Genomic DNA, 23,041 nt, shown 5'->3' on the forward strand with positions numbered 1-23,041 from the left:
TTGCGATGGCGTCAACGGGGTCCTGCGCCGGGAGAGAGCAATCATGGGGCATGGCAGACCCTGCAGCGGCAGCAAAAGACTCTCTGCCTGCCAAAAACATCACGACCCCGCGCGCGGACAGCCGCATTGTGCCTGCATCTGCGGCCCGGGCGCACACAGGCGCAGTCGTTACCATTGGGCCACTATGTTCAGCTACCGCCACGCCTTCCATGCAGGCAACCATGCCGACGTGCTCAAGCACACCGTGCTCATTGCCGCCCTGCAGCACCTGACCGAGAAAGATGCGGCCCTGACCGTGCTGGACACCCACGCGGGCGCGGGCCTGTACCGGCTGGACGGCGACTACGCCAGCACCAGCGGCGAGGCGGCGGACGGCATCGCGCGCCTTTTCGCCCCGGGCGTTCCGCCCCTGGCCCCCGCCCTGCAAGCCTATGTGGACATGGTGCGCGCCTTCAACCAGGGCAGCGCGCTGCGGGTGTACCCGGGCTCGCCCTTCATCGCCCAGCGGCTGCTGCGCGGGCACGACAAGCTGAAGCTGTTCGAGCTGCACCCCACGGACCTGCGCTCGCTGGCGGGCAACGTGGCGCAACTGGAAGCGGGCCGCCAGGTGGCCGTGCTGCACGAGGACGGCTTCGAGGGCATCAAGAAATTTTTGCCCCCACCGGCCCGCCGCGCCCTTGTGCTGTGCGACCCCAGCTATGAAATCAAGAGCGACTATGCCAAGGTGCTGGACCTGGCGACGGATTCGCTCAAGCGCTTTGCCACGGGCACCTATGCGTTCTGGTACCCGATCATCCCGCGCCCCGAGGCACACGACCTGCCCCGCCGCCTGAAGACGCTGGCGACCAAGGCGGGCAAGGGCTGGCTGCACGCCACGCTGACGGTGAAGTCCAGCAAGGTCACCCCCGACGCCAAGCGCCCGGGCCTGCCCGCCAGCGGCATGTTCCTGATCAACCCGCCGTTCACACTGAAAGAGGCCCTGAAAACCGCCCTGCCGCAGATGGCGGAGCTGCTGGCGCAGGACCGGAACGCGGCGCACACGCTCGAATCGGGCGGGTGATGCCGCTCAGGGCGCGGGGCAGTCGCGCTCGCCCTCGTCCAGCGTGAACAGCTCCACGGGCTTCAGGCCCAGCCCCGCCATGCCCAGCGCTTCGGCTGCGCCCCGGCTCAGGTCGATGACGCGGTTGCGCACGTGCGGCCCGCGGTCGTTGATGCGCACCACCACCGTGCGCCCCGTGGCCCGGCTGCGCACGCACACGCGCGAGCCGAAGGGCAGCGTGGGGTGCGCGGCAGTCAGCGCCATCATGTCGAACAGCTCGCCGCTGGCCGTGCGCCGCTTGTGGAAGCGCGCGCCGTACCACGACGCGATGCCGACCTCGTCCGCCTCGGGCGCCAGGCGGGTGGCGGGCGCCTCGTCGGCGGGCGGCGGGTCGATCAGCATGGCTTCGCCGCGCGGGCTCAACAGATCAGGCGCCAGGGCATCGGGCTCGGCCACCAGGCCCCGCTGCGCGCACGCCGCACTGCACAGCGCCAAGGCCAGCAGCGCCACAGTCGCCCCGCTGCGCATCGGTCAGATGCCCAGGCGGCGGCAGATCTCCAGCGTCGCCGCGCTCTGGTTCATGGTGTAGAAGTGCAGCGCGGGCACGCCGGCGCTGCGCAGCCGGTCGCACAGGTCGGTCACCACATCCAGGCCGAAGGACTTGATGCTGGCCGTGTCGTCACCGAAGGACTGCAGGCGCAGGCGGATCCAGCGCGGAATCTCCGCGCCGCAGGCGTCCGAGAAGCGCATGAGCTGCGTGGAGCTGGCAATGGGCATGATGCCCGGCACCACCGGCACGTCGGCGCCCAGGCGCTGACTGTCTTCCACGAAGCGCAAGTACGCATCGGCGTTGTAGAAGTACTGGGTGATGGCGGAGTCCGCCCCGGCCCGCACCTTGGCCACGTAGGCTTTCAGGTCAGACTCGGGCGAGCGGGCCTGGGGGTGAACCTCGGGGTAGGCGGCCACCTCGATGCGGAAGTCGCGGCCCGTTTCGGCGCGGATGAAGGCCACCAGGTCGCTGGCGTACTGGAACTCGCCGCCCGCGCCGTAGCCGCTGGGCAGGTCGCCGCGCAGCGCCACCAGGCGCTTGACGCCCATGGCCTTGAGCTGGGCGAGCTGCTCGCGCACCGACTGGCGCGTGGCGCCGATGCACGAGAAGTGCGACGCGGCGCCCACGCCTTCGGACAGGATCTCGCGCACGGTGCCGAAGGTGCCCTCTTGCGTGGAGCCGCCCGCGCCGTAGGTCACGGAACAAAAATCGGGCTTGAGCGCATAGAGCTGCTGGCGCGCGGCGCGCAGCTTGTCGGCGCCCTCGGGCGTCTTGGGCGGAAAGAATTCGAGGCTGACCGGAAAGCCGGTGCCCTCGTGCGTGCTGGCGGCGTTCATTGCGCAGCCCTCCTTGCATGGATGAAGAATTCGCGGTTGCCGTCGCCGCCCTCGATGGCGCTGGGTAGCCAGGCGGCCACGGCCAATCCGTTGTCGGCGCAGCAGGCGCGGATGCGCTGCTCCACCACAGCGTACAGCGATGCGTCGCGCACGATGCCGCCCTTGCCCACCTGGCCGGGCTGCAGCTCGAACTGCGGCTTGACCAGCATGAGCAGCGCGCCGCCGCTCTTGAGCAGCGGCACCAGCGCGGGCAGCACCAGGGTGAGCGAGATGAAGGACAGGTCGCCGGTGACGAGGTCGAACGCAGGCGGGATGTCCACGTCCTCGCGCCCCGCGCGGCGGCGGCGTTCAGTGGGCAGCGTGCCTTCGGTGCGGGCGCGGTCCCGGGCGGCGCGCTCGGCCTTGAAGGCTTCCACGTCCTGCTCGCGGGCGTCGTCGCTGTCGTCGTAGTCGTCGCCCACCTCGCCGCCGTTGCGCATCCAGGCGTAGGGGGCGACGGGCTGGGTGTCGTTGTCCTCGGCATCGGTCTCGACGCGTTCGGACAGCGCCTCCTCGCAGGCTTCGCGCAGGGATTCCGCCGTCATGGCGCGGGCGTTGAGCCCTTCCACGCCGATCACGCGCGGGTCGGCGCAGAGGCGCTCGTGCAACTGGCCGTGGCCCACGTCCACGCCGACCACCTGCGCGGCGCCGTGCTGCAGCAGGCAGTCGGTGAAGCCGCCGGTGCTCTGGCCCACGTCCAGGCAGCGCCAGCCCGCCACGGCGAGCCCGGTGGCGGCGAGCGCGCCTTCGAGCTTGAGCCCGCCGCGCGAGAGGTACTTGGCCTCGGCGCCGTCGAGCAGTTGCACCTCGGCGATGTCCGGAATGTCGTCGCCGTTCTTGGCGACCTGCTGCCAGGGCATGCCGGGCGCCAGGCGCCATTGCACGCCCGCAGCGATGAGCCGCTGGGCCTGCGACCGCGTGGCCGCATGGCCGCGCTCCACCAAAAAAACATCCGCGCGCATGGCGCTCATCCTTTATGCATCAAATTGGCTTCTAGCGCTTATGCAGCAAGCACAGGTAGCTATTATTAAAGGAGCAACTCACCCGTCGAGCGCTCAATAGCGGTACGTATCTGGCTTGTACGGGCCCTGCTTGGGCACGCCGATGTAGGCGGCCTGCTCGTCGGTCAGCTCGGTCAGCATGGCGCCCACTTTCTTCAGGTGCAGGCGCGCCACTTTTTCATCGAGATGCTTGGGCAGCACATAGACCTTGCCCACTTCGTAGTCATCGCTGTGGGTGAACAGCTCGATCTGCGCAATCGTCTGGTTGGCGAACGAGTTGGACATGACGAAGCTCGGGTGGCCCGTGCCGCAGCCCAGGTTCACCAGGCGGCCCTTGGCGAGCAGGATGATGCGCTTGCCGTCCGGAAAGATCACGTGATCCACCTGGGGCTTGATCTCCTCCCACTGGCAGCGTTCTTCGAGCTTGGCGACCTGGATCTCGTTGTCGAAGTGGCCGATGTTGCAAACGATGGACTGGTCCTTCATCGCCGCCATGTGCTCGAAGGTGATCACGTCGCGGTTGCCGGTGGTGGTCACGAAGATGTCGGCCTTGTCGGCCGCGTATTCCATGGTGACGACCTTGAAGCCTTCCATGGCCGCCTGCAGCGCATTGATGGGGTCGATCTCGGTCACCCACACCTGGGCGCTGAGGGCACGCAGGGCCTGGGCGCTGCCCTTGCCCACGTCGCCGTAGCCCGCCACGCAGGCCACCTTGCCCGCGATCATCACGTCGGTGGCGCGCTTGATGCCGTCCACCAGCGATTCGCGGCAGCCGTAGAGGTTGTCGAACTTGGATTTGGTCACCGAGTCGTTCACGTTGATGGCGCGGAACATCAGCGTGCCCTTGGCGGACATTTCCTTCAGGCGGTGTACGCCCGTGGTGGTTTCTTCGGTCACGCCGATGATCTGGGCGCTCTTGCGGGTGTACCAGGTGGCGTCTTCGGCCAGCTTGGCCTTGATGGCGGCGAACAGGATGCGCTCTTCCTCGCTGCCGGGGTTGGCGAGCACTGCGGGGTTCTTCTCGGCCTGCTTGCCCAGGTGCATGAGCAGCGTGGCGTCGCCGCCGTCGTCCAGGATCATGTTGGGGCCTTCGCCTGCGGAATCCTTGGGGCCGAAGTCGAAGATGCGGTGCGTGTAGTCCCAGTATTCGGCCAGCGTTTCGCCCTTCACCGCGAAGACGGGCGTGCCCGTGGCGGCAATCGCGGCGGCAGCGTGATCCTGCGTGGAAAAGATGTTGCACGAGGCCCAGCGCACGTCAGCGCCAAGGGCTTTGAGCGTCTCGATCAGCACGGCGGTCTGGATCGTCATGTGCAGCGAGCCGGTGATGCGCGCGCCCTTCAGGGGCTGCCTGGCCGCGAACTCCTCGCGGATGGCCATCAGGCCGGGCATTTCGGTTTCGGCAATGCGGATCTCCTTGCGGCCCCAGGGGGCGAGGGAAATATCGGCAATGACGGTGTCTTGGGTAACAGCAGCGTTCATGGGTTTCTCCAACAAATGAAAAACCACGCTTTGGGGGGATGGGACTCACCGCACAGGCCAAGCGTGGGTGAGCGTCGTTGCATGAGGCAACGCTGAACAAATCCCCGCGTGTCCAGCGTTGCCTTGGGTTCCGAGCCTCGCGCCCCGCCGTGCTGGGGGCGCTGCAACGCTCCTCGGAAAAGCTGCTGATTATAGAGCCGCCGGTAAAATCACGCCCTTTGCCCCAGCCTGCCCGACCCGTGTCCTACGCCCCCGAAACCCGCCGCCGCCGCACCTTCGCCATCATCTCCCACCCCGACGCGGGCAAGACCACGCTGACGGAAAAGCTGCTGCTGTTCTCGGGCGCGATCCAGATCGCCGGGGCCGTCAAGGGCCGCAAGGCCAGCCGCCATGCCACGTCGGACTGGATGGAGATCGAGAAGCAGCGCGGCATCTCGGTCGCATCCAGCGTGATGCAGATGAGCTACCGCGACCACGTGGTGAACCTTCTCGACACGCCCGGCCACAAGGACTTCTCGGAAGACACCTACCGCGTGCTCACCGCCGTGGACTCGGCGCTGATGGTGATCGACGCGGCCAACGGCGTGGAATCGCAGACCCGCCGCCTGATCGAGGTCTGCCGCCAGCGCGACACGCCCATCATCACCTTCGTCAACAAGATGGACCGCGAGGTGCGCGACCCGCTGGACATCCTGGACGAGGTGGAGCGCGAGCTGGGCATGCCCTGCTGCCCCGTCACCTGGCCGGTGGGCCAGGGCAAGACCTTCGGCGGCATCATCAACCTGCGCACGCAGAGCATGACCGTGTTCGCGCCCGGCAGCGAAAAGCGCCCGCAGGACTTCGAGACGATCCCCCTGTCTGACGCCGACACGCTGCGCGCGCGCTTCGGCCAGGCGTTCGACGCTGCGCTGGAGGGCATGGAGCTGGCGCAAGGTGCATCCGCCGAATGGAACCACGCGCAGTTTCTGGCGGGCAAGCTCACGCCGGTGTTCTTCGGCTCGGGCGTGAACAACTTCGGCGTGATGGAGGTGCTGGACGCGGTGGTGGACATGTCGCCCCCGCCCGGCCCACGCAAGAGCACGCTCGCCGTCAACAAGCAGCCCGTCGAAAAGATCATCCAACCCGAGGACGAGGGCTTCTCTGGCGTGGTCTTCAAGGTGCAGGCCAACATGGACGCCAACCACCGCGACCGCATCGCCTTCGTGCGCGTCGCCTCGGGCAAGTACACGCCGGGCATGAAGATGAAGGTGCAGCGCACGGCCAAGGAGCTGCGCCCCACCAGCGTCGTCACCTTCATGAGCCAGCGCCGCGAGGCGGTGGAAGAAGCCTACGCGGGCGACATCATCGGCTTCACCACGCACGGCGGCGTGCAGCTCGGCGACACCATCACCGACGGCGCCAACCTGCAGTTCACCGGCCTGCCCTTCTTCGCGCCCGAGATGTTCATGACCGTGGTGCTGAAGAACCCGCTGCGCACCAAGCAACTGCAGCAGGGGCTGATGCAGCTCGGCGAGGAAGGCGCCATCCAGGTCTTCAAGCCCGAAGCGGGCGGCAACATGCTGCTGGGCGCCGTGGGCCAGCTGCAGTTCGAAGTGGTGCAGCACCGGCTGAACAACGAGTACGACTGCGACGTGCGCCTGGAGGGCTGCCAGTACACCGGCGCGCGCTGGATCACCGCCGACACACCCGCCGAGCTGCGCGAGTTCGAGAACGCCTACCCGCTGCGCATGGCGCGCGATGCGGCGGACACGCTGGCCTACCTGTGTACCAGCCCTTACGACGTGCGGCTGGCGCAGGAGCGCTTCCCCAAGATCCACTTCCACCCGCTGCGCGAGCACGCGGGGCTGGCCTTGAGCACGGGCTGATGCAGCCCCTCGCCCACTGGCAGCCGCCGCCCCTGGCGGGCGTGCTGACCGACATCGACGACACGCTGACCACCGAGGGCGCCATCACGCCCGATGCGCTGCAGGCACTGGCCGACCTGAAGGCGGCGGGCCTGCACGTCATCCCGATCACCGGCCGCCCCGTGGGCTGGAGCGAGCCGTTCGCGGCCACATGGCCCGTGGACGCCATCGTCGCGGAAAATGGTGCCGTAGCCCTCCAGCGCTTGCCAGGCAAGCGCGAGCAGCTATCAAAACTGTATCAACAGGATGCACCCACCCGTACCGCCAACTTCGCGCGCATGCAGCAGGTGTTGGCCGAGATCGAAGCCACCGTACACGGCGCGCGGCGCGCCACCGACTCGCCGGGCCGCGAATGCGACATCGCCATCGACCACAGCGAGTTCACGCACCTGCCGCAAGCAGCCATCGACCAATGCGTGGCGATCATGCGCGCGGCGGGCATGAATGCGACGGTGAGCAGCATCCACATCAACGGCTGGTATGGCGCGCACGACAAGCTGGAGGGGGCGCGCTGGATCGTGCGCGAGCTGTTCGGGCGCGATCTGGATGCGGAAATTGACCGCTGGGTGTACGTGGGCGATTCGACCAATGACCAGCGCATGTTCGAGCACTTCCCGCACAGCGTGGGCGTGGCAAACATCGCGCGCTTCGTGCCGCAGCTCGCGCACCTGCCGCGCTACGTGACGCAGGGCGAGCGCGGCGCGGGGTTTGCCGAGCTGGCCGCGCACATACTGCGCGGGCGCTGATTCACGCGCAGCGCATGTCGCGCGCCCCCCGCGCCAGCACCGCCGCCAGCGCCGCGCCCGTGTGCGTACCCTGCCGCACCACGTCCTCGGGCGGGGCCGCCGCCACGATGCGGCCGCCGTCCTTGCCGCCCTCGGGGCCCAGGTCGATGATCCAGTCGGCCTCGGCGATCACGTCCAGGTCGTGCTCGATGACGACCACGCTGTGGCCGCCGTCCACCAGGCGGTGCAGCACGCGAATGAGCTTGTGTACGTCGGCCATGTGCAGGCCCACGGTGGGCTCGTCCAGCACGTACAGGGTGTGCGGCGCCTTCTGCCCGCGCCGTCCGATCTCGTCGCGCACCTTGGTCAGTTCGGTGACGAGCTTGATGCGCTGGGCTTCGCCGCCACTCAGTGTCGGGCTGGGCTGGCCGAGGGTGAGGTAGCCCAGGCCCACGTCCTTGAGCAATTGCAGCGGGTGGGCGATGCTGGGCATGCTGGCGAAGAAGTCCACCGCTTCGTCCACCTCCATCTGCAGCACGTCGCCGATGCTCTTGCCGCGCCAGGTGACGGCCAGCGTCTCGGGGTTGAAGCGCGCGCCGTGGCAGGTTTCGCACGGTACCTTCACATCGGGCAGAAAGCTCATCTCGATGGTGCGCACGCCCGCGCCTTCGCAGCCGGGGCAGCGGCCTTCGCCGGTGTTGAAGCTGAAACGGCCCGCCGCGTAGCCGCGCGCCTTGGCCTCCAGCGTTTCGGCAAACAGCTTGCGGATGGTGTCCCAGAAGCCGATGTAGGTGGCGGGGCAACTGCGCGGCGTCTTGCCGATGGGGGTCTGGTCCACTTCGAGTACGCGGTCGATGGTCTCGAAGCCAGCGAGGCCCGTGCAGCCCGCTAGCGGCGGGGCCTTGCCCGCGTCCATGGCGTCGCGCCCGGCCTTGGTGGAACGCTGCTGCACCCAGGCGTGGACGTTGGCCAGCAGCACGTCGCGCGCCAGGGTGGACTTGCCGGAGCCGCTGACGCCCGTGACGGCGACCAGGCGGTTCAGCGGCACACGGGCCGTCACGTTCTGCAGGTTGTGCAGATGCGCGCCGAGCACGGTGAGCCAGCGCTGGCCCTCACCCCCGCCCTCTCCCGCAGGGAGAGGGGGCAGGACCGGGCGGCGCGGCTGCAGCGGGTGCTTCATGGCGTGCAGCAGGTAGCGGCCCGTTTGCGAGTCCTCCGCGCGCGTCACGTCAGCCACGCTGCCCTGCGCGACGAGCCTGCCGCCGCGCTTGCCCGCGCTGGGGCCTATGTCGATGATGTGGTCGGCGCGGCGGATGGTGTCCTCGTCGTGCTCCACCACGACCAGGGTGTTGCCCTTGTCGCCGAGCTTGTGCAGGGCGTTGAGCAGGATGCGGTTGTCGCGCGCGTGCAGGCCGATGGTGGGCTCGTCGAGCACGTAGCACACGCCCTGCAGGTTGCTGCCCAACTGCGCGGCAAGGCGGATGCGCTGGGCCTCGCCGCCGCTCAGGGTGGGCGCGCCACGGTCTAACGTCAGGTACGAGAGGCCCACTTCTTCCAGGAATTCGAGGCGGCTCTGGATCTCGGGGATCAGGTCGCGGGCGATGTCCGCCTCGCGCCCACTCAGTTGCAGGCCATGGATCCACTGCCGCACCTCGGCAACGCTCAGACGTGCGACCTCGGTGATGGGCGTATCAGCGAACAGCACGGCGCGCGCCACGGGGTTCAGGCGCGTGCCCTGGCAGGTGGGGCAGGCGGCCTCCTGCACGTCGTCCACCTCGGGCTCGGCGAAGGTCTGTTCGCGGCCCCGGTTGTCGTCCGCCTGCACGGAGTCGTCGAAGGCTTTGCGCTGGGCCGAAGTGAGCCGCACGCCCGTGCCCACGCAGTCGGGGCACCAGCCGTGCTTGCTGTTGTAGCTGAACAGGCGCGGGTCCAGCTCGGCATAGCTGGTGGCGCAGACGGGGCAGGCGCGCTTGGTGGAGAACGCCTGCAGCGTGCCGATGCCCGCCGTGGGCGCGCCCGTTTCCATGGCGGTGCGGAGCAGCCCGATGTCGCTCAAAACGTGGACGACGCCCTTGCCGTGCGTCAGCGCCTCGGCCAGCGCGGCGCGCAGGTCGGCCTCGTTCGACGGCAGCACGTCCAGCGAGCGCACGGGCAGTTCGATGGTGTGTTCCTTGAAGCGGTCGATGCGCGGGAAGCCCGTGGTGGGCAAGAAGTGGCCGTCCACCCGCAGGTGCGTGTAGCCGCGCGGGCGCGCCCAATCGGCCAGTTCGGTATAGACGCCCTTGCGGTTCATCACCAGGGGGGCGAGCAGCCCGATGTGCTGGCCGCGAAAGTTCTTGAGCAGCTGCGCGGCGATGCTGTCGGGCGTCTGCGGCTGCACCGCCGCGCCGTCATGCACGCAGTGCTGAACGCCGAGCTTGACGTACAGCAGGCGCAGAAAATGCCACACCTCGGTGGTGGTGCCCACGGTGGACTTGCGCCCGCCGCGCGACAGGCGCTGCTCGATGGCGACCGTGGGCGGGATGCCATAGACGGCATCCACCTCGGGCCGCCCCGCGGGCTGCACGATGCTGCGGGCGTAGGCGTTGAGGCTTTCGAGGTAGCGGCGCTGGCCTTCGTTGAACAAGATGTCGAACGCCAGCGTGGACTTGCCCGAGCCGCTGACGCCCGTGACCACGTTGAATTGGCCGCGTGGAATGTCCACGCTCAGGTGCTGGAGGTTGTGCTCCTTGGCGTTAACGATTTCTATGGCGTTTTTGGCCTCCAGCGCTTTCCCATCCAGCGCGAGTAGCTTCTCTTTTCGTAGCACCGCAGCCTTTTCGTGGACGGAGTGGCCGCCCACGCCCAGGGCCAGTTCGTAGTCGCGCAGGGCCTGGCCGGTGTGCGACGTGGCGTGCTGGCGCACGTCCTCGGGCGTGCCCTCGGCGACGATGAGGCCGCCTGCATCGCCGCCCTCCGGCCCCAGGTCGATGAGCCAGTCGCTGGCGCGGATCACGTCCAGGTTGTGCTCGATGACGATGAGCGAATGCCCCGCGTCGATGAGCTTGCGCAGCGCACGCATGAGCTTGGCGATGTCGTCGAAGTGCAGGCCGGTGGTGGGTTCGTCGAACAGGAACAGCGTGCCCTTGCGCGCGACCGGCTGGCGCGACTTGCTTTGCACGCGAGCCGCTTCCGCAAGAAAGCCTGCCAATTTCAGGCGCTGCGCCTCGCCGCCGCTCAGCGTGGGCACGGGCTGGCCCAGCGCCACGTATTCCAGGCCCACGTCCACGATGGGCTGCAGGGCGCGGATCACGTCGCGGTCGTTGGCGAACAGGGCTGCGGCCTCGGCGACGGTGAGGGCCAGCACGTCGGCCACGTTCAGCGTCTTGCCGCCGCGCTCGATGGTGATTTCCAGAATCTCGGGCCGGTAGCGCTTGCCGTCGCAGTCGGGGCAGCGCAGATAGACATCGGACAGAAACTGCATCTCCACGTGCTCGAAGCCCGAGCCGCCGCAGGTGGGGCAGCGCCCGTCGCCGCTGTTGAAGCTGAACTTGGCGGCGGTGTAGCTGCGCTGCCTGGCCAGCGGGGCGACGGCGAACAGCTCGCGGATGCTGTCCCATGCGCCCACGTAGCTCACGGGGTTGGAGCGGGCGGTCTTGCCGATGGGGGATTGGTCCACGAACACCACGTCGCTCAAATGGTCCGCGCCCAGCAGGCGTTCGTGTACGCCGGGGGATTCGGTCGCCTTGCCGAAGTGGCGCATGAGCGCGGGGGCGAGCACGTCCTGGATCAAGGTCGATTTGCCCGAGCCGCTGACGCCCGTGACGGTGACGAGGCGCTGCAAGGGGAACTCGACCGACACGTCCCTTAGGTTGTGCGCGCGCGCGCCTTCGAGGATGAGGCGCGGCGTGGCGTCCGTCACCATGCGCTTGAAGCCGAAGCCCACGTGCTTGCGCCCGCCGAGATACGCGCCGGTCAGGGTGTCGGCCTTGCGCAATTCGCCTGTCGTGCCGTCGAACACGATCTGCCCACCCAGGCTGCCGGGGCCGGGGCCGAAGTCCAGCACGCGGTCTGCGGCCAGCATGACCGCCGGGTCGTGCTCCACCACCACCAGGGTATTGCCCGCGTCGCGCAGGCGCAGCATGGCCTCGGTGATGCGGTGCATGTCGCGGGGGTGCAGGCCGATGCTGGGTTCATCCAGCACGAACAAGGTGTTGACGAGGCTGGTGCCCAGGGCGGTGGTGAGGTTGATGCGCTGCACCTCGCCGCCGGATAGGGTGCGGCTTTGCCGGTCGAGCGTGAGGTAGCCGATGCCCACGTCGCACAGGTATTTCAGGCGCGTGGTGACTTCCTCGTGCAGCAGCTTCAGTGCCACACCCTCACCCCCGCCCTCTCCCGCAGGCGGGAGAGGGAGTGAATGGCCCCCTCTCCCGCTGGCGGGAGAGGGTTGGGGTGAGGGCAAGAGCCGGTCGAAGAACTGGCGCAGCCGGGCGATGGGCAGCAGCATCAGATCGTGCAGCGTCAGGCCGGGCAGCGCCTCCAACTGCTCGCGGCTCCAGCGCACACCCTGGGGCATGAAGCGCTTGCCGGGCTCCAGCACCGCGTCCGCATCGTCCTTGCCGCCAATGCGCCACAGCAGGCTCTCGGTCTTGAGCCTTGCGCCCGCGCACGCGGGACACGGCGTGTAGCTGCGGTACTTGGACAGCAGCACGCGGATGTGCATCTTGTACGCCTTGCTCTCCAGGTACTCGAAGAAGCGGCGCATGCCGTACCACTGCTTGTTCCAGTTGCCGGACTTGAAGCCGGGCGTGCCGTCGATGACCCACTTCTTCTGGTCGTCGGTGAGCTTGTACCAGGGCGTGTCGCGCGGGATGCCCGCCGTCTCGGCGTGCCGCATGAGGTCGTCCTGCGCCTCTTTCCAGGCAGGGGTCTGGATGGTCTTGATGGCGCCTGCGCGCAGCGTGAGCCTGTCGTTCGGGATGACCAGGCCCCAGTCCACGCCGATCACGCGGCCAAAGCCCCTGCAGGTCTCGCAGGCGCCCACGGCGGAGTTGAACGAGAACATCGAGGGGATGGGCTCGGCATAGCGCAGATCGCTGTCGGGGCAGTGCAGTCCGGTGGAAAACCTCCACAACTCCGGCTCGCCCTCGTCGCGCAGGCGATAGACGTTCAGCCTGCCGCTGCCGCGTTTCAAGGCCACTTCGATGGCCTCGATCACGCGGGCTCTCTCAGCGTGCCCCAAGCGGAAACGGTCTGCCACCACATCCAGCAGCTTCTTGCCCTCGTACACGCGCTGGGCCTGCACCTTGGTGAAGCCGCTGGCGGACAGCCATTGCTCCACCTGCTCCGGCGAAGTGTTGGCGGGCAGTTCGACCGGGAAGGTCAGCACGATGCGCGGATCGTCTTCTGCGCACCGGCGTTGCAGTTCGGCATAGATGGTCTCCGGCGAGTCATGCCGCACGGCCTGCGCCGTGTGCTTGTCGAACAACCGCCCCGCCCGTGCAAACAGCAGCTTCAGGTGGTCGTTCAGCTCCGTCATCGTCCCCACCGTGGAGCGGCTGGAGCGCACGGGGTTGGTCTGGTCGATGGCAATCGCCGGGGGCACGCCCTCCACGCGGTCCACGGCGGGCTTGTCCATGCGGTCGAGGAACTGGCGCGCGTAGGCGCTGAAGGTCTCCACGTAGCGGCGCTGGCCCTCGGCGTACAGCGTGTCGAACACCAGGCTGGACTTGCCCGAGCCGCTGGGGCCGGTGACCACCGTCAATTCGCCGGTGCGGATGTCCAGATCCAGGTTCTTGAGGTTGTGCTGGCGTGCGCCGCGGATACGGATCAGTCCCTGAGGCATGGGGCGGTCTTTTCAAATGTGAGGCGAAGCATTCTAGGGACTGCCCCGCAGCCGCGCCTGCGCCCGCACATCGACCCCGTGCTGGCCCCGGGGTGCGCCGGGTCAGGGCGCGCTGGTGGCGGACGCTGGGCCTTGCGCGGCGGGCGCGTGCAGCGCATCGCCGCTGTGCTGCTCACCGCCCATGTCCACCTTGTCGCCCGCCTTCATGACGACGAACAGCGCCACGGCGGCGAACACCACGAATCCAACGACGATTTTCCACATGACTTGTCTCTCCCGGGAGTGAGGATGGCGTTTTGTTCAACAAAAGGGCCTCGCGCTGCGAGGCCCCTTGATTGAGCACAGTGCCCGCAAACAACAGGGGCACTGGCCGCGGCGGCGTTGCCGTCAGTCGTTGGCGTAGATGTCCACGTCCTTGGTTTCGCGGATGAACAGCGTGCCGATCACCAGCGTCATGCCCGCGATGATGATGGGGTACCACAGGCCGTTGTACATGTTGCCGGTGGAGGCCACGATGGCGAACGCCGTGGTGGGCAGCAGGCCGCCGAACCAGCCGTTGCCGATGTGGTACGGCAGGGACATGGAGGTGTAGCGGATGCGCGTGGGGAACAGCTCCACCAGCATGGCGGCGATGGGGCCATAGACCATGGTCACCAGGATCACCAGGTAGGTCAGCAGGACGACCATCATGACCTTGTTCATCTTCGCGGGGTCGGCCTTGGCGGGGTAGCCCGCGGCCTTCAGGTCTTCGGCCACTTCCTTCTTGAAGGCGGCGATGGCCTTGGCGGAGTCCTCGTCGAACTTGTGGTTGACCACGTTGCCGGTGGGCGCGGAGACGCTCTTGTCGCCGATCTTCACCATGGCGGGGCTGCCAGCAGGGCCTGCCACGTTCTCATAGCTCACCGAGTTCTGCACCAGGTAGCGCTTGGCGATGTCGCACGAGCTCTTGAAGTCGATCTCGCGCGCCACGGGGTTGCCCTGGAAGGAGCAGGTGGCCGGGTCGGCCGTCACGGTGACGGCGGCGGTGGCCTGGGCCTTGGCCAGGTCGGGGTTGGCGGCTTCGGTCAGCGCCTTGAAGACCGGGAAGTAGGTCACCACGGCCAGCAGGCAGCCCGCCATGATGATGGGCTTGCGGCCGATCTTGTCCGACAGCGTGCCGAACACCACGAAGAAGGGCGTGCCGATCAGCAGCGCAGCGGCGATCAGCAGGTTGGCCGTGGTGGCGTCCACCTTGAGCTGCGCGGTCAGGAAGAACAGCGCGTAGAACTGGCCCGAGTACCAGACCACGGCCTGGCCGGCCGTCAGGCCCAGCAGCGCCAGGATGACGATCTTCAGGTTCTTCCACTCGCCGAAGGACTCGGACAGCGGGGCCTTGGAAGTCTTGCCCTCGGCCTTCATCTTCTGGAAGGCGGGCGATTCGGACAGCGACAGGCGGATCCACACCGAGACGGCCAGCAGCAGGATGGACACCAGGAACGGAATGCGCCAGGCCCAGGCCGCGAAAGCCTCCTCGCCAAAGCCCACGCGCACGCCCAGGATCACCAGCAGCGACAGGAACAGGCCCAGCGTGGCCGTGGTCTGGATCCACGAGGTGTAGGCGCCGCGCTTGCCGTGCGGCGCATGCTCGGCCACGTAGGTGGCGGCACCGCCGTACTCGCCGCCCAGGGCCAGGCCCTGCAGCATGCGCAGCGCGATCAGGATGATGGGCGCCGCCACGCCGATGGTGGCGTAGCTGGGCAGCAGGCCCACGATGAAGGTGGACAGGCCCATGATCAGGATGGTGACCAGGAAGGTGTACTTGCGCCCGATCATGTCGCCCAGGCGGCCGAACACGATGGCGCCGAAGGGCCGCACCAGGAAGCCCGCCGCAAAGGCCAGCAGCGCGAAGATGAAGGCCGCGCCCGCATCCAGGCCGCTGAAGAACTGCTTGGCGATAACGGCTGCGAGCGAGCCGTACAGGTAAAAGTCGTACCACTCGAAAACGGTGCCGAGCGACGAAGCGAAGATGACCTTCTTTTCTTCGGCGGTCATCGGCCGCGGTGCGGGATGGGTGGCCATGGTGTATGTCTCCTGTTGGGTTTATGCACACCGCGCTATGGCGGGCTGCACGCATTCTTGGAGATGGCACTGACCACGTTCTGACACGAAACCAACACAGGCTTGCACCAAACTGACCGGCCCCTGACAACTTAGGGTGAAACCCGCAGCGGGGGTTTCAATATCCGGAAAACGCTCAGAGTCTGGGCGGCAGGCCCGACGGAAGCTGACGCGCGGCGTCCCAATCGGCGCCGTCGAACCATGCGTCGCCCTCCAGATAGGCGCGCAGCATGGGCAGGCCGTCCAGGCCCCAGAACAGCTTGCCGTCCACCGCGAACATGGGCACGCCGAACACGCCCGCCGACTGCGCGGCCTCGGTGTTGGCGCGCAGCAGGGCCTTGGGGTGCTCGGCGTTCGCGTCCTGCCCCGGGCGCAGTTGCTCGGCCAGTTGCGCGGACAGCTCGGCCAGCCGCGCCGCGTCCAGCGCGTCGTGCCCGCCCACCCACACGTGGCGCAGCACGGCGCCTGCCGTGAAGCGGTTGATGCAGCCATCGTCGCTGCAGGCCAGCGCCAGGCGCAGCAGCGGCAGCGGGTTGAAGGGGTGGCGCGCGGGCATCTGCAGCGGCGTGCCCTGGGCATGGCCCAGCCAGGTGACGTGGCGGTAGGTCCATTCCCGCTTTGGCGGAATGCCTGCGGGCCCCGGGTTGTTCTGCTGCTGCAGCAACGCGCCCAGCAGCACGGGCTTGTAGGCCACGTGGTAGCTCAGGCCCGCCAGCGCCTCGGGCAGGCGCTCGAAGGCCAGCCAGGCGTAGGGCGAGACGAAGTCCAGGTAGAAGGTGATCTGCTTCATTTCAGCTCTCCATGGCAGTGCGCGGCTATCCACCGCGGATAAAACTGGCGCGGCCCAGGCGAGGGCCGCCGCGAAGCGGCTCAGGGGGGTGTATCGATACCCGCGCGCTGCAGCAGCGCCGACCAGATGGCGCGGCGCAGCGCACTGTCGGCACGGGACCAGAGGCGGATTTCGTCCAGCGTGCGAAAGCACCCCTCGCAGTGGCTGCGGTCGGGCGACATGCGGCACACCGAGATGCAGGGCGAGGGCACGGGCTCCAGGTTTTTATGGTCAAAATGGCCTCTAGCGCTTATCTGACAAGCACGAGCAGCTATCAATTCAGAAGCATTCATGCGGTGGGGGCCTGTGCCACGTCGGCCACAGGCGCGTGTGTGAGCGCTTCCAGGTCCTGCGGGCGCAGCTGGAACACGCCGTGCGGGTGGCCCGCCGCAGCCCAGATGGTGTCGAAGCGGAACAGCTCGCGGTCGATCAGCGTGACGGGCGGCGTGGCATGCGCGATGGGCGAGACGCCGCCGATGGTGAAGCCCGTCCTGGCCTTGACGAAGTCCGCGTCGGCCCGGCCCGTCTTGCCCACGATGGCATCGACCTTCTTCTCATCCACGCGCCGGTCGCCCGAGGTGATGACGAGCACCGCCGCGTCGTCGCTCTTGCGGCGGAAGATGATGCTCTTGGCGATCTGCCCCACGGCCACGCCCAGTACGTCCGCCGCTTGGCTAGCCGTGCGCGCCGCGTCGTCGAGCATCACGGGTGCATGCGGATGGCCCTTGGCCTGCAGGGCGGCGGCCACGCGCTGCACGCCCTCGGGCAGGTTCTTCAGTTCCGCGCCACACATGGTTCAGCCCGCCCGTTTGTTCAGCAACGCCGTGGCGGCGCGGGAATTGGGCTTGCGCCCCAGAAAGTCGCTGATGTACTGGCCCGCGTCGATGAGCTTGTCCAGGTCGATGCCGGTCTCGATGCCCATGCCGTGCAGCATATAGACCACGTCCTCCGTCGCCACGTTGCCCGTGGCGCCCTTGGCATAAGGGCAGCCGCCCAGGCCCGCCACCGAGGTGTCGAACTGCCACACGCCCAGCTCCAGCGACGCCAGCGTATTGGCCAGCGCCTGGCCGTAGGTGTCGTGGAAGTGGCCCGAAACGTCGTTCAAATCGAAGTGCTGCAACGTCGCCTCCACGGCACACTGCACCTTGCGCGGCGTGCCCACGCCGATGGTGTCGGCCACGCCGATGTGCTGCACGCCAATCTGCTTCATCAGCCCCGCGAGGTAAGCCACGCGCTCGGGTGCGACCTCGCCCTCGTAGGGGCAGCCCACCGTGCAGCTCATGGCCCCGCGCACATAGATGCCCGCCGCGCGCGCGGCCTCGACCACGGGCGCGAAGCGCTCGATGCTCTCCGCGATGGAGCAGTTGATGTTCTTCTGGCTGAACGCCTCGCTGGCGGAGCCGAAGACCACGATCTCGTCGGGCTTGTCCAACACCGCCGCCTCGTAGCCCTTCATGTTGGGCGTGAGCACCGAGTAGCGCACGCCGCTTTGGCGGCTCAGGCCCTGCATCACCTCGTGGTTGTCGGCCATCTGCGGCACCCACTTGGGGCTGACGTAGCTGGTGACCTCGATCTCCTTCAGGCCCGCGTCCTGCAGGCGGTGGACGAGGCCGATCTTGACCTCGGCGGGTACGGGGGATTTTTCGTTCTGCAGCCCGTCGCGCGGGCCTACATCGACGAGCTTGACTTGGGTGGGAAGGCTCATGGGGTCTCCATTTCTAGTACCCGCGCACTGGATCGACCAGGCCGGGAATGTTCGCAATCGGCTCGCCCGCATGCAGCCGGGCGATCTTGCCCGCGATCTGCGCAATGCTTTCCTCGCGCAGCGTGCGGGCCGAGGTGTGGGGCGTGATGGTGACCTGGGGGTGGCTCCAGAACGGATGGCCCGCGGGCAGCGGCTCGGTGCGGAACACGTCGAGCGTGGCGCCCGCCACGTGGCCGCTGGCGATCAGTGCGAGCAGGTCTTCGTCCACCAGGTGCGCGCCCCGCGCCACGTTGATGACGTAAGCGCCGGGCATCAGGCGCGCCAGCGTGTCGCGGTTCATGATGTTGTGCGTCTCCGTCGTGAGCGGCAGCAGGTTGACCAGCACGCGGCTCGCGGCCAGAAAATCGTGAAAGCCCTCGCTGCCGCTGAAGCCGCGCACGCCGTCCAGCGCGCGGGGCGTGCGGCTCCAGCCGTTCACCGGAAACTCGAACTGCGCCAGCGCCCGCGCCACGCGCTGGCCCAGCACGCCCAGGCCCATGACGCCCACGGGGTAGTCGCTTCGCAGGCGCGGCTTGCGGTAGCCCCAGCGCCCGGCCTGCACGTCGGCCTCGTAGCCATCGAACTCGCGGAAGTGGCGGATCACCGCATGGCACACGTACTCGGCCATCTGCACGGCCATGCCCGCATCGTCGAGCCGCACCACGGTGACCGTGGACGGCAGGCGCAGCCGCAGCAGGCCATCCACGCCCGCGCCGATGTTGAACAAGGCTTTCAAGCCCGCCTGCTCGTCGATGAACTGCTGGGGCGGCGCCCAGACCACGGCGTAGTCGGCCTGCGGCGCGCCGGGCTGCCACTGCGCAACGTCAGCGCCGGGCAAGACGGCGGACAGCCCTTGCAGCCAAGGATCGGCCTTGACGCCGGTGCAGCAAAAGGTGACTTTCATGACGCCCGAGCGTACCGCGCCTTGCGCCGGGCCGCTGTCACGCGGCGGAAAGCCTGAGCAGTTCGGCCCCTTCGGTCACCTGGTCGCCGGGCGCGTAGAGCAGCTCGGCCACCACGCCGTCTGCTGGCGCAGCGATGGTGTGCTCCATCTTCATGGCTTCCATCACGGCCAGCGGCTGGCCCTTGGCGACCTTGTCGCCCGCCTTCACGGCAAACGAGACGACCTTGCCGGGCATGGGCGCGGTCAGGCGCCCGCCTTCGGCTGCCGTTTCGCCTGCGTGGGCGAGCAAGTCCAGCGCCGTGATCTGCGTTGCGCCCTGGGGGGTGAAGACGTGGTCCACCTCGCCTTGCGTGTACACGGCGGCGCGGGTGCGCTGGCCTGCGAACTGCAGCTCGATGCCCTGGCCTGCGGGCGCAAAAGTCAGCGGGCCCGCCACGTCGCCAACGGCCAGATGCAGGCTGCCGCCGCGCTCGTAGGTCAGCACGGCCTTGGCGTGCTCGCCGCCGAACTCGAACTCGAAGCGGCGCTGCACCACGCCGTGCGAGTGGAAGCCGTCGCGGCGGCTGAACGGGTCTGCGCCCTCGCTGGCGCGCTCCTGCAGCAGCGTGCGGGCGACGGCGGCGGCAGCAGCCAAAGGCAGGCCCACGCGCTCCTGGTGGAACAGCGCGGCCTGCTCGCGCTGGATCAAGGCGGTGTCGAGTTGCGCTTGCGCGAAAGCGCCCGTGCGCGCCACCAGGCGCAGGAACTGCACGTTGGTGGCCAAGCCCACGATGTGGGTCTGCGCCAAGGCATCATCCAGCCGCGCCAGCGCCTGCTCGCGCGTGTCGCCATGCACGATGAGCTTGGCGACCATGGAGTCGTAGAAGGGGCTGATGGCATCGCCCTGGCGCACGCCGGAATCCACACGCACGGGGCCACGTTCAAACGCCACGCAGTCGGGCAGCGCATACACGCCCAGCGTGCCCGTGGCGGGCAGGAAGTTGTTGTCGGGGTTCTCGGCGCAGATGCGCGCCTCGATGGCGTGGCCCGCAATGCGCAGGTCTTCCTGCCTGAGCGGCAGCGGATCGCCCGAGGCCACGCGCAGTTGCCATTCCACCAGGTCCAGGCCGGTGATGGCCTCGGTCACGGGGTGCTCCACCTGCAGGCGGGTGTTCATTTCCATGAAGTAGAACTTCATCTGGTCGGGCCGCTCGTAGCCGCCCGGCTGCTCCACGATGAACTCCACCGTGCCCGCGCCCACGTAGTTCACGGCCTTGGCGGCGGCCACGGCGGCCTCGCCCATTTGCTGGCGCAGCGCGGGCGTCATGCCGGGGGCCGGGGCTTCTTCCAGCACCTTCTGGTGGCGGCGCTGCACGGAGCAGTCGCGCTCGAACAGATAGACGCAGTTGCCGTGCGTGTCGCCGAACACCTGGATTTCGATGTGGCGCGGGCGCTGCACGTATTTCTCGACCAGCACCGCGTCGTCGCCAAAGCTGTTGATGGCCTCGCGCTTGCACGACTCCAGCGCCGCCGCGAAGTCCTCGCTGCGCTCCACCGCGCGCATGCCCTTGCCGCCGCCGCCCGCGCTGGCCTTGATGAGCACGGGGTAGCCGATGCGGTCGGCCTCGCGTTGCAGCAGGGCCGGGGCCTGGTCGCTGCCGTGGTAGCCGGGCACCAGGGGCACGCCCGCCTTTTCCATGAGCTGCTTGGCCTCGGCCTTGAGCCCCATGTCCTTGATGGCCGATGGCGGCGGGCCAATGAAGACCAGGCCCGCATCGGCGCACGCCTGGGCGAAGTCTTCGTTCTCGGACAGGAAGCCGTAGCCGGGGTGGATAGCCTCTGCGCCCGTCTGTTTGGCGGCGTCGAGGATGCGCTCCCAGCGCAGATAGCTGTCCTTGGGCGCGCTGCCGCCGATGTGGACGGCCTCGTCGCAGACGGCCACGTGCCTGGCCTGCGCATCGGCGTCGGAATAGACGGCGACGGTCTTCACGCCCAGGCGGCGGGCGGTGGCGGCAACGCGGCAAGCGATCTCGCCACGGTTGGCGATGAGGATTTTGTTGAACATTTTTCAAGCCACCTTGGCAGAGCCGGAAACGAGAGAGGAAATGCGCCGCAGCACGGCGCGCAGAAACTTGAACAGCACCACCAGCAACAGCGCCGACACGATGAGCATGACCACCAGGGCGATGCCAAAGGCCACGGGGTGCTGCGTGGCCAGCCAGACCACGGCCACGACGAGGCCGTCCTCAAAGAACGACAGCCCCCAGTTGGAGAACGGCTCGGGCGATGTGTTGGCCGCCGCGCGCGTGGTCATCTTGGTGGCCAGCGCGGTGGCCGAGAGCGAGCCGCCCAGCAGCCCCGCCACCACGGCCATGGCAGCGTTGTCGGCGCCGAACACGCCAGCAGCCAGCACGGCACCGGCAGGTACGCGGATGAAGGCATGCACCGCGTCCCAGGCGCTGTCCAGCCACGGCACCTTGTCGGCAAAGAATTCGACCAGCAGCATGCAGCCGCTGGCGACGAGCACGGCAGGGTTTTGCAGCACCGCCAGGCCGGGCGGCAGCGCGATCCAGCCCGCCACACCCATCATCCCGACGAGGAACACCACCGCATACAGCCGAAAGCCGCTGGCCCAGCCCAGCGCGGCGGCCAGGGCCAGCAGGCCGGGCATGTCGAGCTGCGCCGTGGCCCGGGCCGCGCCCTGGGCCACGGTGCGGGCGGTGTCGGCGTCAACGTGCAGCCCCAGGGTGTGGAGCCACTGCACGATCTGGAGCCAGAGCGCGTCCATGGTCAGTGGGGCAGCCACGCGGGCTTGCGCTTGTGGAGGAACGACTGCACGCCTTCCTTGCCCTCGTCGCTGGCGCGGATGTCGGCAATGCCTTGCACCGTGGCGGCAATCAGCGCGTCGTTGATCTCACGCTCGGCCACGTCGATCACCAGCTTCTTGCAGGCGCGCACGGCATTGGGGCTGGCACTGGTCAGGGCCTTGAGCCATTCGTCCACCTTGGCGTCCAGTTGCTCGGACGGCACCACGTCATGCACGAAGCCGATGCGCAGCGCCTCTGCCGCGCCAAAGCGCTCTGCGGTGAGAAAGTAGCGGTGCGCCGCACGCGCGCCCATGGCGCGGATCACGTAGGGGCTGATGGTGGCGGGGATCAGGCCCAGCTTCACTTCGCTCAGGCAGAAGCCCGCCGTGTCCACCGCCACCGCCATGTCGCACGCGGCCACCAGGCCCATGCCGCCCGCGTACACGTCGCCCTGCACGCGGGCGATCGTGGGCTTCTCGCATTCGTAGATCACGCGCAGCATCTCGGCCAGCTTGCCTGCGTCCGCGACGTTCTCGTCTCGCGTGTAGTCGGCCATGCGGCGCATCCAGTTCAGGTTGGCGCCCGCGCAGAAGGCCGGGCCTTCGGCGGCCAGCACCACGGCGCGCACGTCAGGGCGCGCGCCCACGTCCTGGAAGGCGGCAGTGATTTCGGCGATGACCTCATCGCTGAAGGCGTTGCGCACCTCGGGCTGGGTGAGCGTGATGCGCGCCACCGCGCCGGACTGGGTGATGGAGAGGTTTTGTGCTGTCATGGCTGCGATGGGTCTTGCAGGTAATAGACGAAATCCAGCACCGGGCAGGGCTGGCCCAGCGCGGTCAACGCCGCCGTGATCTGGCCGCGATGGTGCGTGCCGTGGTTGAACACGTGGGCCAGCGTGGCGGCAAAGGGCAGCGAGGCCGCCGTGCCGCGCATGGTGGTGTAGTCGAGCGCTCCGGCCCAGCGCTCCGCAGGGATGGTGGCGATCAAGGGCTCCCAACGCGCCGCGCCCTCGCGCAGGCGGGCCGCCAGCCGCTCGCGGTCAACCTCCATCTCGGCATCCAGCGCCACGCGCGGCGAGGTGCCTTCGGCAAAGCGCACATACCAAAGGTGGTGCTCGCCCACCAGCAGGTGGTTGAGCGTGCCGTGGATGCTATGGAAGAACAGGCCCGCGTCGCGGCGGTAGTCTGCTTCATCCACGGCATGCACCGCGTTGAGCAGGCGTGCCGTGGCCCACGCGTTGTAGCGCGCGAGCGAGGTGAAGTGGGCCACTGCGTCCATGCCATG

At 68.2% G+C, this 23,041-nt stretch carries 19 protein-coding genes and 1 riboswitch; of the genes, 3 read left to right on the forward strand and 16 right to left on the reverse strand.

Features of this window, described 5'->3' with window-relative positions:
• Positions 1–184: 184 nt before the first annotated feature.
• Positions 185–1,060, forward strand: a complete 876-nt coding sequence (locus QM569_RS08615; RefSeq protein WP_414986822.1) for a 23S rRNA (adenine(2030)-N(6))-methyltransferase RlmJ — start codon at positions 185–187, stop codon at positions 1,058–1,060.
• Between the two features lie 6 nt (positions 1,061–1,066).
• Here the strand turns inward: QM569_RS08615 and QM569_RS08620 are convergent, their stop codons facing one another.
• From QM569_RS08620 to ahcY, 4 genes are all read right to left on the reverse strand, one after another.
• Positions 1,067–1,567, reverse strand: coding sequence for a septal ring lytic transglycosylase RlpA family protein (locus tag QM569_RS08620; RefSeq protein WP_414986823.1), 501 nt, complete (start codon positions 1,565–1,567; stop codon positions 1,067–1,069).
• A 3-nt stretch (positions 1,568–1,570) separates the two neighbouring features.
• On the reverse strand, positions 1,571–2,425 hold the full coding sequence (gene metF, locus QM569_RS08625; protein ID WP_414986824.1) for a methylenetetrahydrofolate reductase [NAD(P)H]: 855 nt from the start codon (positions 2,423–2,425) through the stop codon (positions 1,571–1,573).
• Complete coding sequence (locus QM569_RS08630; RefSeq protein ID WP_414986825.1) at positions 2,422–3,426, reverse strand: TlyA family RNA methyltransferase; 1,005 nt, start codon at positions 3,424–3,426, stop codon at positions 2,422–2,424. Before QM569_RS08630 ends, metF begins: the two co-directional genes overlap by 4 nt.
• 93 nt (positions 3,427–3,519) lie before the next feature.
• Positions 3,520–4,944, reverse strand: a complete 1,425-nt coding sequence (gene ahcY, locus QM569_RS08635) for an adenosylhomocysteinase (RefSeq protein WP_414986826.1) — start codon at positions 4,942–4,944, stop codon at positions 3,520–3,522.
• A 62-nt stretch (positions 4,945–5,006) separates the two neighbouring features.
• Positions 5,007–5,125, reverse strand: a riboswitch (S-adenosyl-L-homocysteine riboswitch).
• Positions 5,126–5,183: 58 nt separating this feature from the next.
• Here ahcY and QM569_RS08640 point away from each other — a divergent pair.
• Both QM569_RS08640 and QM569_RS08645 read left to right on the forward strand, forming a co-directional pair.
• On the forward strand, positions 5,184–6,809 hold the full coding sequence (locus QM569_RS08640; RefSeq protein ID WP_414986827.1) for a peptide chain release factor 3: 1,626 nt from the start codon (positions 5,184–5,186) through the stop codon (positions 6,807–6,809).
• Positions 6,809–7,594, forward strand: a complete 786-nt coding sequence (locus tag QM569_RS08645) for an HAD-IIB family hydrolase (RefSeq protein WP_414986828.1) — start codon at positions 6,809–6,811, stop codon at positions 7,592–7,594. Before QM569_RS08640 ends, QM569_RS08645 begins: the two co-directional genes overlap by 1 nt.
• Before the next feature lies 1 nt (position 7,595).
• Here QM569_RS08645 and uvrA read toward each other — a convergent pair whose 3' ends face one another.
• The 12 genes from uvrA to QM569_RS08705 form a co-directional block, all read right to left on the reverse strand.
• Positions 7,596–13,397: an excinuclease ABC subunit UvrA gene (gene uvrA / locus QM569_RS08650; protein ID WP_414986829.1), complete on the reverse strand. Its 5,802-nt coding sequence runs from the start codon at positions 13,395–13,397 to the stop codon at positions 7,596–7,598.
• 102 nt (positions 13,398–13,499) lie between these two features.
• The gene (locus QM569_RS08655; protein ID WP_414986830.1) at positions 13,500–13,661 is read right to left on the reverse strand and encodes a hypothetical protein; all 162 of its coding nucleotides are present in this window, start codon (positions 13,659–13,661) and stop codon (positions 13,500–13,502) included.
• A 123-nt stretch (positions 13,662–13,784) separates the two neighbouring features.
• Positions 13,785–15,455, reverse strand: coding sequence for an MFS transporter (locus tag QM569_RS08660; RefSeq protein ID WP_414986831.1), 1,671 nt, complete (start codon positions 15,453–15,455; stop codon positions 13,785–13,787).
• Positions 15,456–15,630: 175 nt separating this feature from the next.
• Positions 15,631–16,284, reverse strand: coding sequence for a 2-hydroxychromene-2-carboxylate isomerase (locus QM569_RS08665; RefSeq protein WP_414986832.1), 654 nt, complete (start codon positions 16,282–16,284; stop codon positions 15,631–15,633).
• Positions 16,285–16,364: 80 nt separating this feature from the next.
• Entirely contained in the window at positions 16,365–16,616 is a 252-nt protein-coding gene (locus tag QM569_RS08670) for a DUF1289 domain-containing protein (protein ID WP_414986833.1), read from the reverse strand.
• Positions 16,613–17,116 (reverse strand): YbaK/EbsC family protein, encoded by a 504-nt coding sequence (locus tag QM569_RS08675; protein ID WP_414986834.1) that lies wholly within the window; start codon positions 17,114–17,116, stop codon positions 16,613–16,615. The genes QM569_RS08670 and QM569_RS08675 overlap by 4 nt, the downstream gene beginning before the upstream one ends.
• Positions 17,117–17,119: 3 nt before the next feature.
• On the reverse strand, positions 17,120–18,028 hold the full coding sequence (locus tag QM569_RS08680; protein ID WP_414986835.1) for a hydroxymethylglutaryl-CoA lyase: 909 nt from the start codon (positions 18,026–18,028) through the stop codon (positions 17,120–17,122).
• Between the two features lie 13 nt (positions 18,029–18,041).
• A complete protein-coding gene (locus QM569_RS08685) occupies positions 18,042–18,971 on the reverse strand; it encodes a 2-hydroxyacid dehydrogenase (RefSeq protein ID WP_414986836.1) in 930 nt (309 codons plus the stop codon).
• 37 nt (positions 18,972–19,008) lie between these two features.
• Entirely contained in the window at positions 19,009–21,015 is a 2,007-nt protein-coding gene (locus QM569_RS08690; RefSeq protein WP_414986837.1) for an acetyl/propionyl/methylcrotonyl-CoA carboxylase subunit alpha, read from the reverse strand.
• Between the two features lie 3 nt (positions 21,016–21,018).
• The gene (locus QM569_RS08695; RefSeq protein WP_414986851.1) at positions 21,019–21,738 is read right to left on the reverse strand and encodes a DUF4126 domain-containing protein; all 720 of its coding nucleotides are present in this window, start codon (positions 21,736–21,738) and stop codon (positions 21,019–21,021) included.
• Between the two features lie 2 nt (positions 21,739–21,740).
• On the reverse strand, positions 21,741–22,529 hold the full coding sequence (locus QM569_RS08700) for an enoyl-CoA hydratase/isomerase family protein (RefSeq protein WP_414986838.1): 789 nt from the start codon (positions 22,527–22,529) through the stop codon (positions 21,741–21,743).
• Positions 22,526–23,035: a DinB family protein gene (locus QM569_RS08705; protein WP_414986839.1), complete on the reverse strand. Its 510-nt coding sequence runs from the start codon at positions 23,033–23,035 to the stop codon at positions 22,526–22,528. Before QM569_RS08705 ends, QM569_RS08700 begins: the two co-directional genes overlap by 4 nt.
• Between the last annotated feature and the right edge of the window lie 6 nt (positions 23,036–23,041).

The organism is Acidovorax sp. (genome assembly GCF_047607405.1).
In the GTDB taxonomy this organism is placed as follows: Bacteria; Pseudomonadota; Gammaproteobacteria; order Burkholderiales; family Burkholderiaceae_C; genus Acidovorax.

Bases quoted from the DNA above. Each gene is read 5' to 3' on its own strand.
- metF (WP_414986824.1), bottom strand. From the start codon at position 2,425: ATGAACGCCGCCAGCACGCACGAGGGCACCGGCTTTCCGGTCAGCCTC.
- uvrA (WP_414986829.1), bottom strand. From the start codon at position 13,397: ATGCCTCAGGGACTGATCCGTATCCGCGGCGCACGCCAGCACAACCTC.
- ahcY (WP_414986826.1), bottom strand. From the start codon at position 4,944: ATGAACGCTGCTGTTACCCAAGACACCGTCATTGCCGATATTTCCCTC.
- QM569_RS08685 (WP_414986836.1), bottom strand. From the start codon at position 18,971: ATGAAAGTCACCTTTTGCTGCACCGGCGTCAAGGCCGATCCTTGGCTG.
- QM569_RS08645 (WP_414986828.1), top strand. From the start codon at position 6,809: ATGCAGCCCCTCGCCCACTGGCAGCCGCCGCCCCTGGCGGGCGTGCTG.
- QM569_RS08680 (WP_414986835.1), bottom strand. From the start codon at position 18,028: ATGAGCCTTCCCACCCAAGTCAAGCTCGTCGATGTAGGCCCGCGCGAC.
- QM569_RS08690 (WP_414986837.1), bottom strand. From the start codon at position 21,015: ATGTTCAACAAAATCCTCATCGCCAACCGTGGCGAGATCGCTTGCCGC.
- QM569_RS08705 (WP_414986839.1), bottom strand. From the start codon at position 23,035: ATGGACGCAGTGGCCCACTTCACCTCGCTCGCGCGCTACAACGCGTGG.
- QM569_RS08630 (WP_414986825.1), bottom strand. From the start codon at position 3,426: ATGCGCGCGGATGTTTTTTTGGTGGAGCGCGGCCATGCGGCCACGCGG.
- QM569_RS08670 (WP_414986833.1), bottom strand. From the start codon at position 16,616: ATGAATGCTTCTGAATTGATAGCTGCTCGTGCTTGTCAGATAAGCGCT.
- QM569_RS08655 (WP_414986830.1), bottom strand. From the start codon at position 13,661: ATGTGGAAAATCGTCGTTGGATTCGTGGTGTTCGCCGCCGTGGCGCTG.
- QM569_RS08660 (WP_414986831.1), bottom strand. From the start codon at position 15,455: ATGGCCACCCATCCCGCACCGCGGCCGATGACCGCCGAAGAAAAGAAG.
- QM569_RS08700 (WP_414986838.1), bottom strand. From the start codon at position 22,529: ATGACAGCACAAAACCTCTCCATCACCCAGTCCGGCGCGGTGGCGCGC.
- QM569_RS08665 (WP_414986832.1), bottom strand. From the start codon at position 16,284: ATGAAGCAGATCACCTTCTACCTGGACTTCGTCTCGCCCTACGCCTGG.
- QM569_RS08695 (WP_414986851.1), bottom strand. From the start codon at position 21,738: ATGGACGCGCTCTGGCTCCAGATCGTGCAGTGGCTCCACACCCTGGGG.
- QM569_RS08615 (WP_414986822.1), top strand. From the start codon at position 185: ATGTTCAGCTACCGCCACGCCTTCCATGCAGGCAACCATGCCGACGTG.
- QM569_RS08675 (WP_414986834.1), bottom strand. From the start codon at position 17,116: ATGTGTGGCGCGGAACTGAAGAACCTGCCCGAGGGCGTGCAGCGCGTG.
- QM569_RS08620 (WP_414986823.1), bottom strand. From the start codon at position 1,567: ATGCGCAGCGGGGCGACTGTGGCGCTGCTGGCCTTGGCGCTGTGCAGT.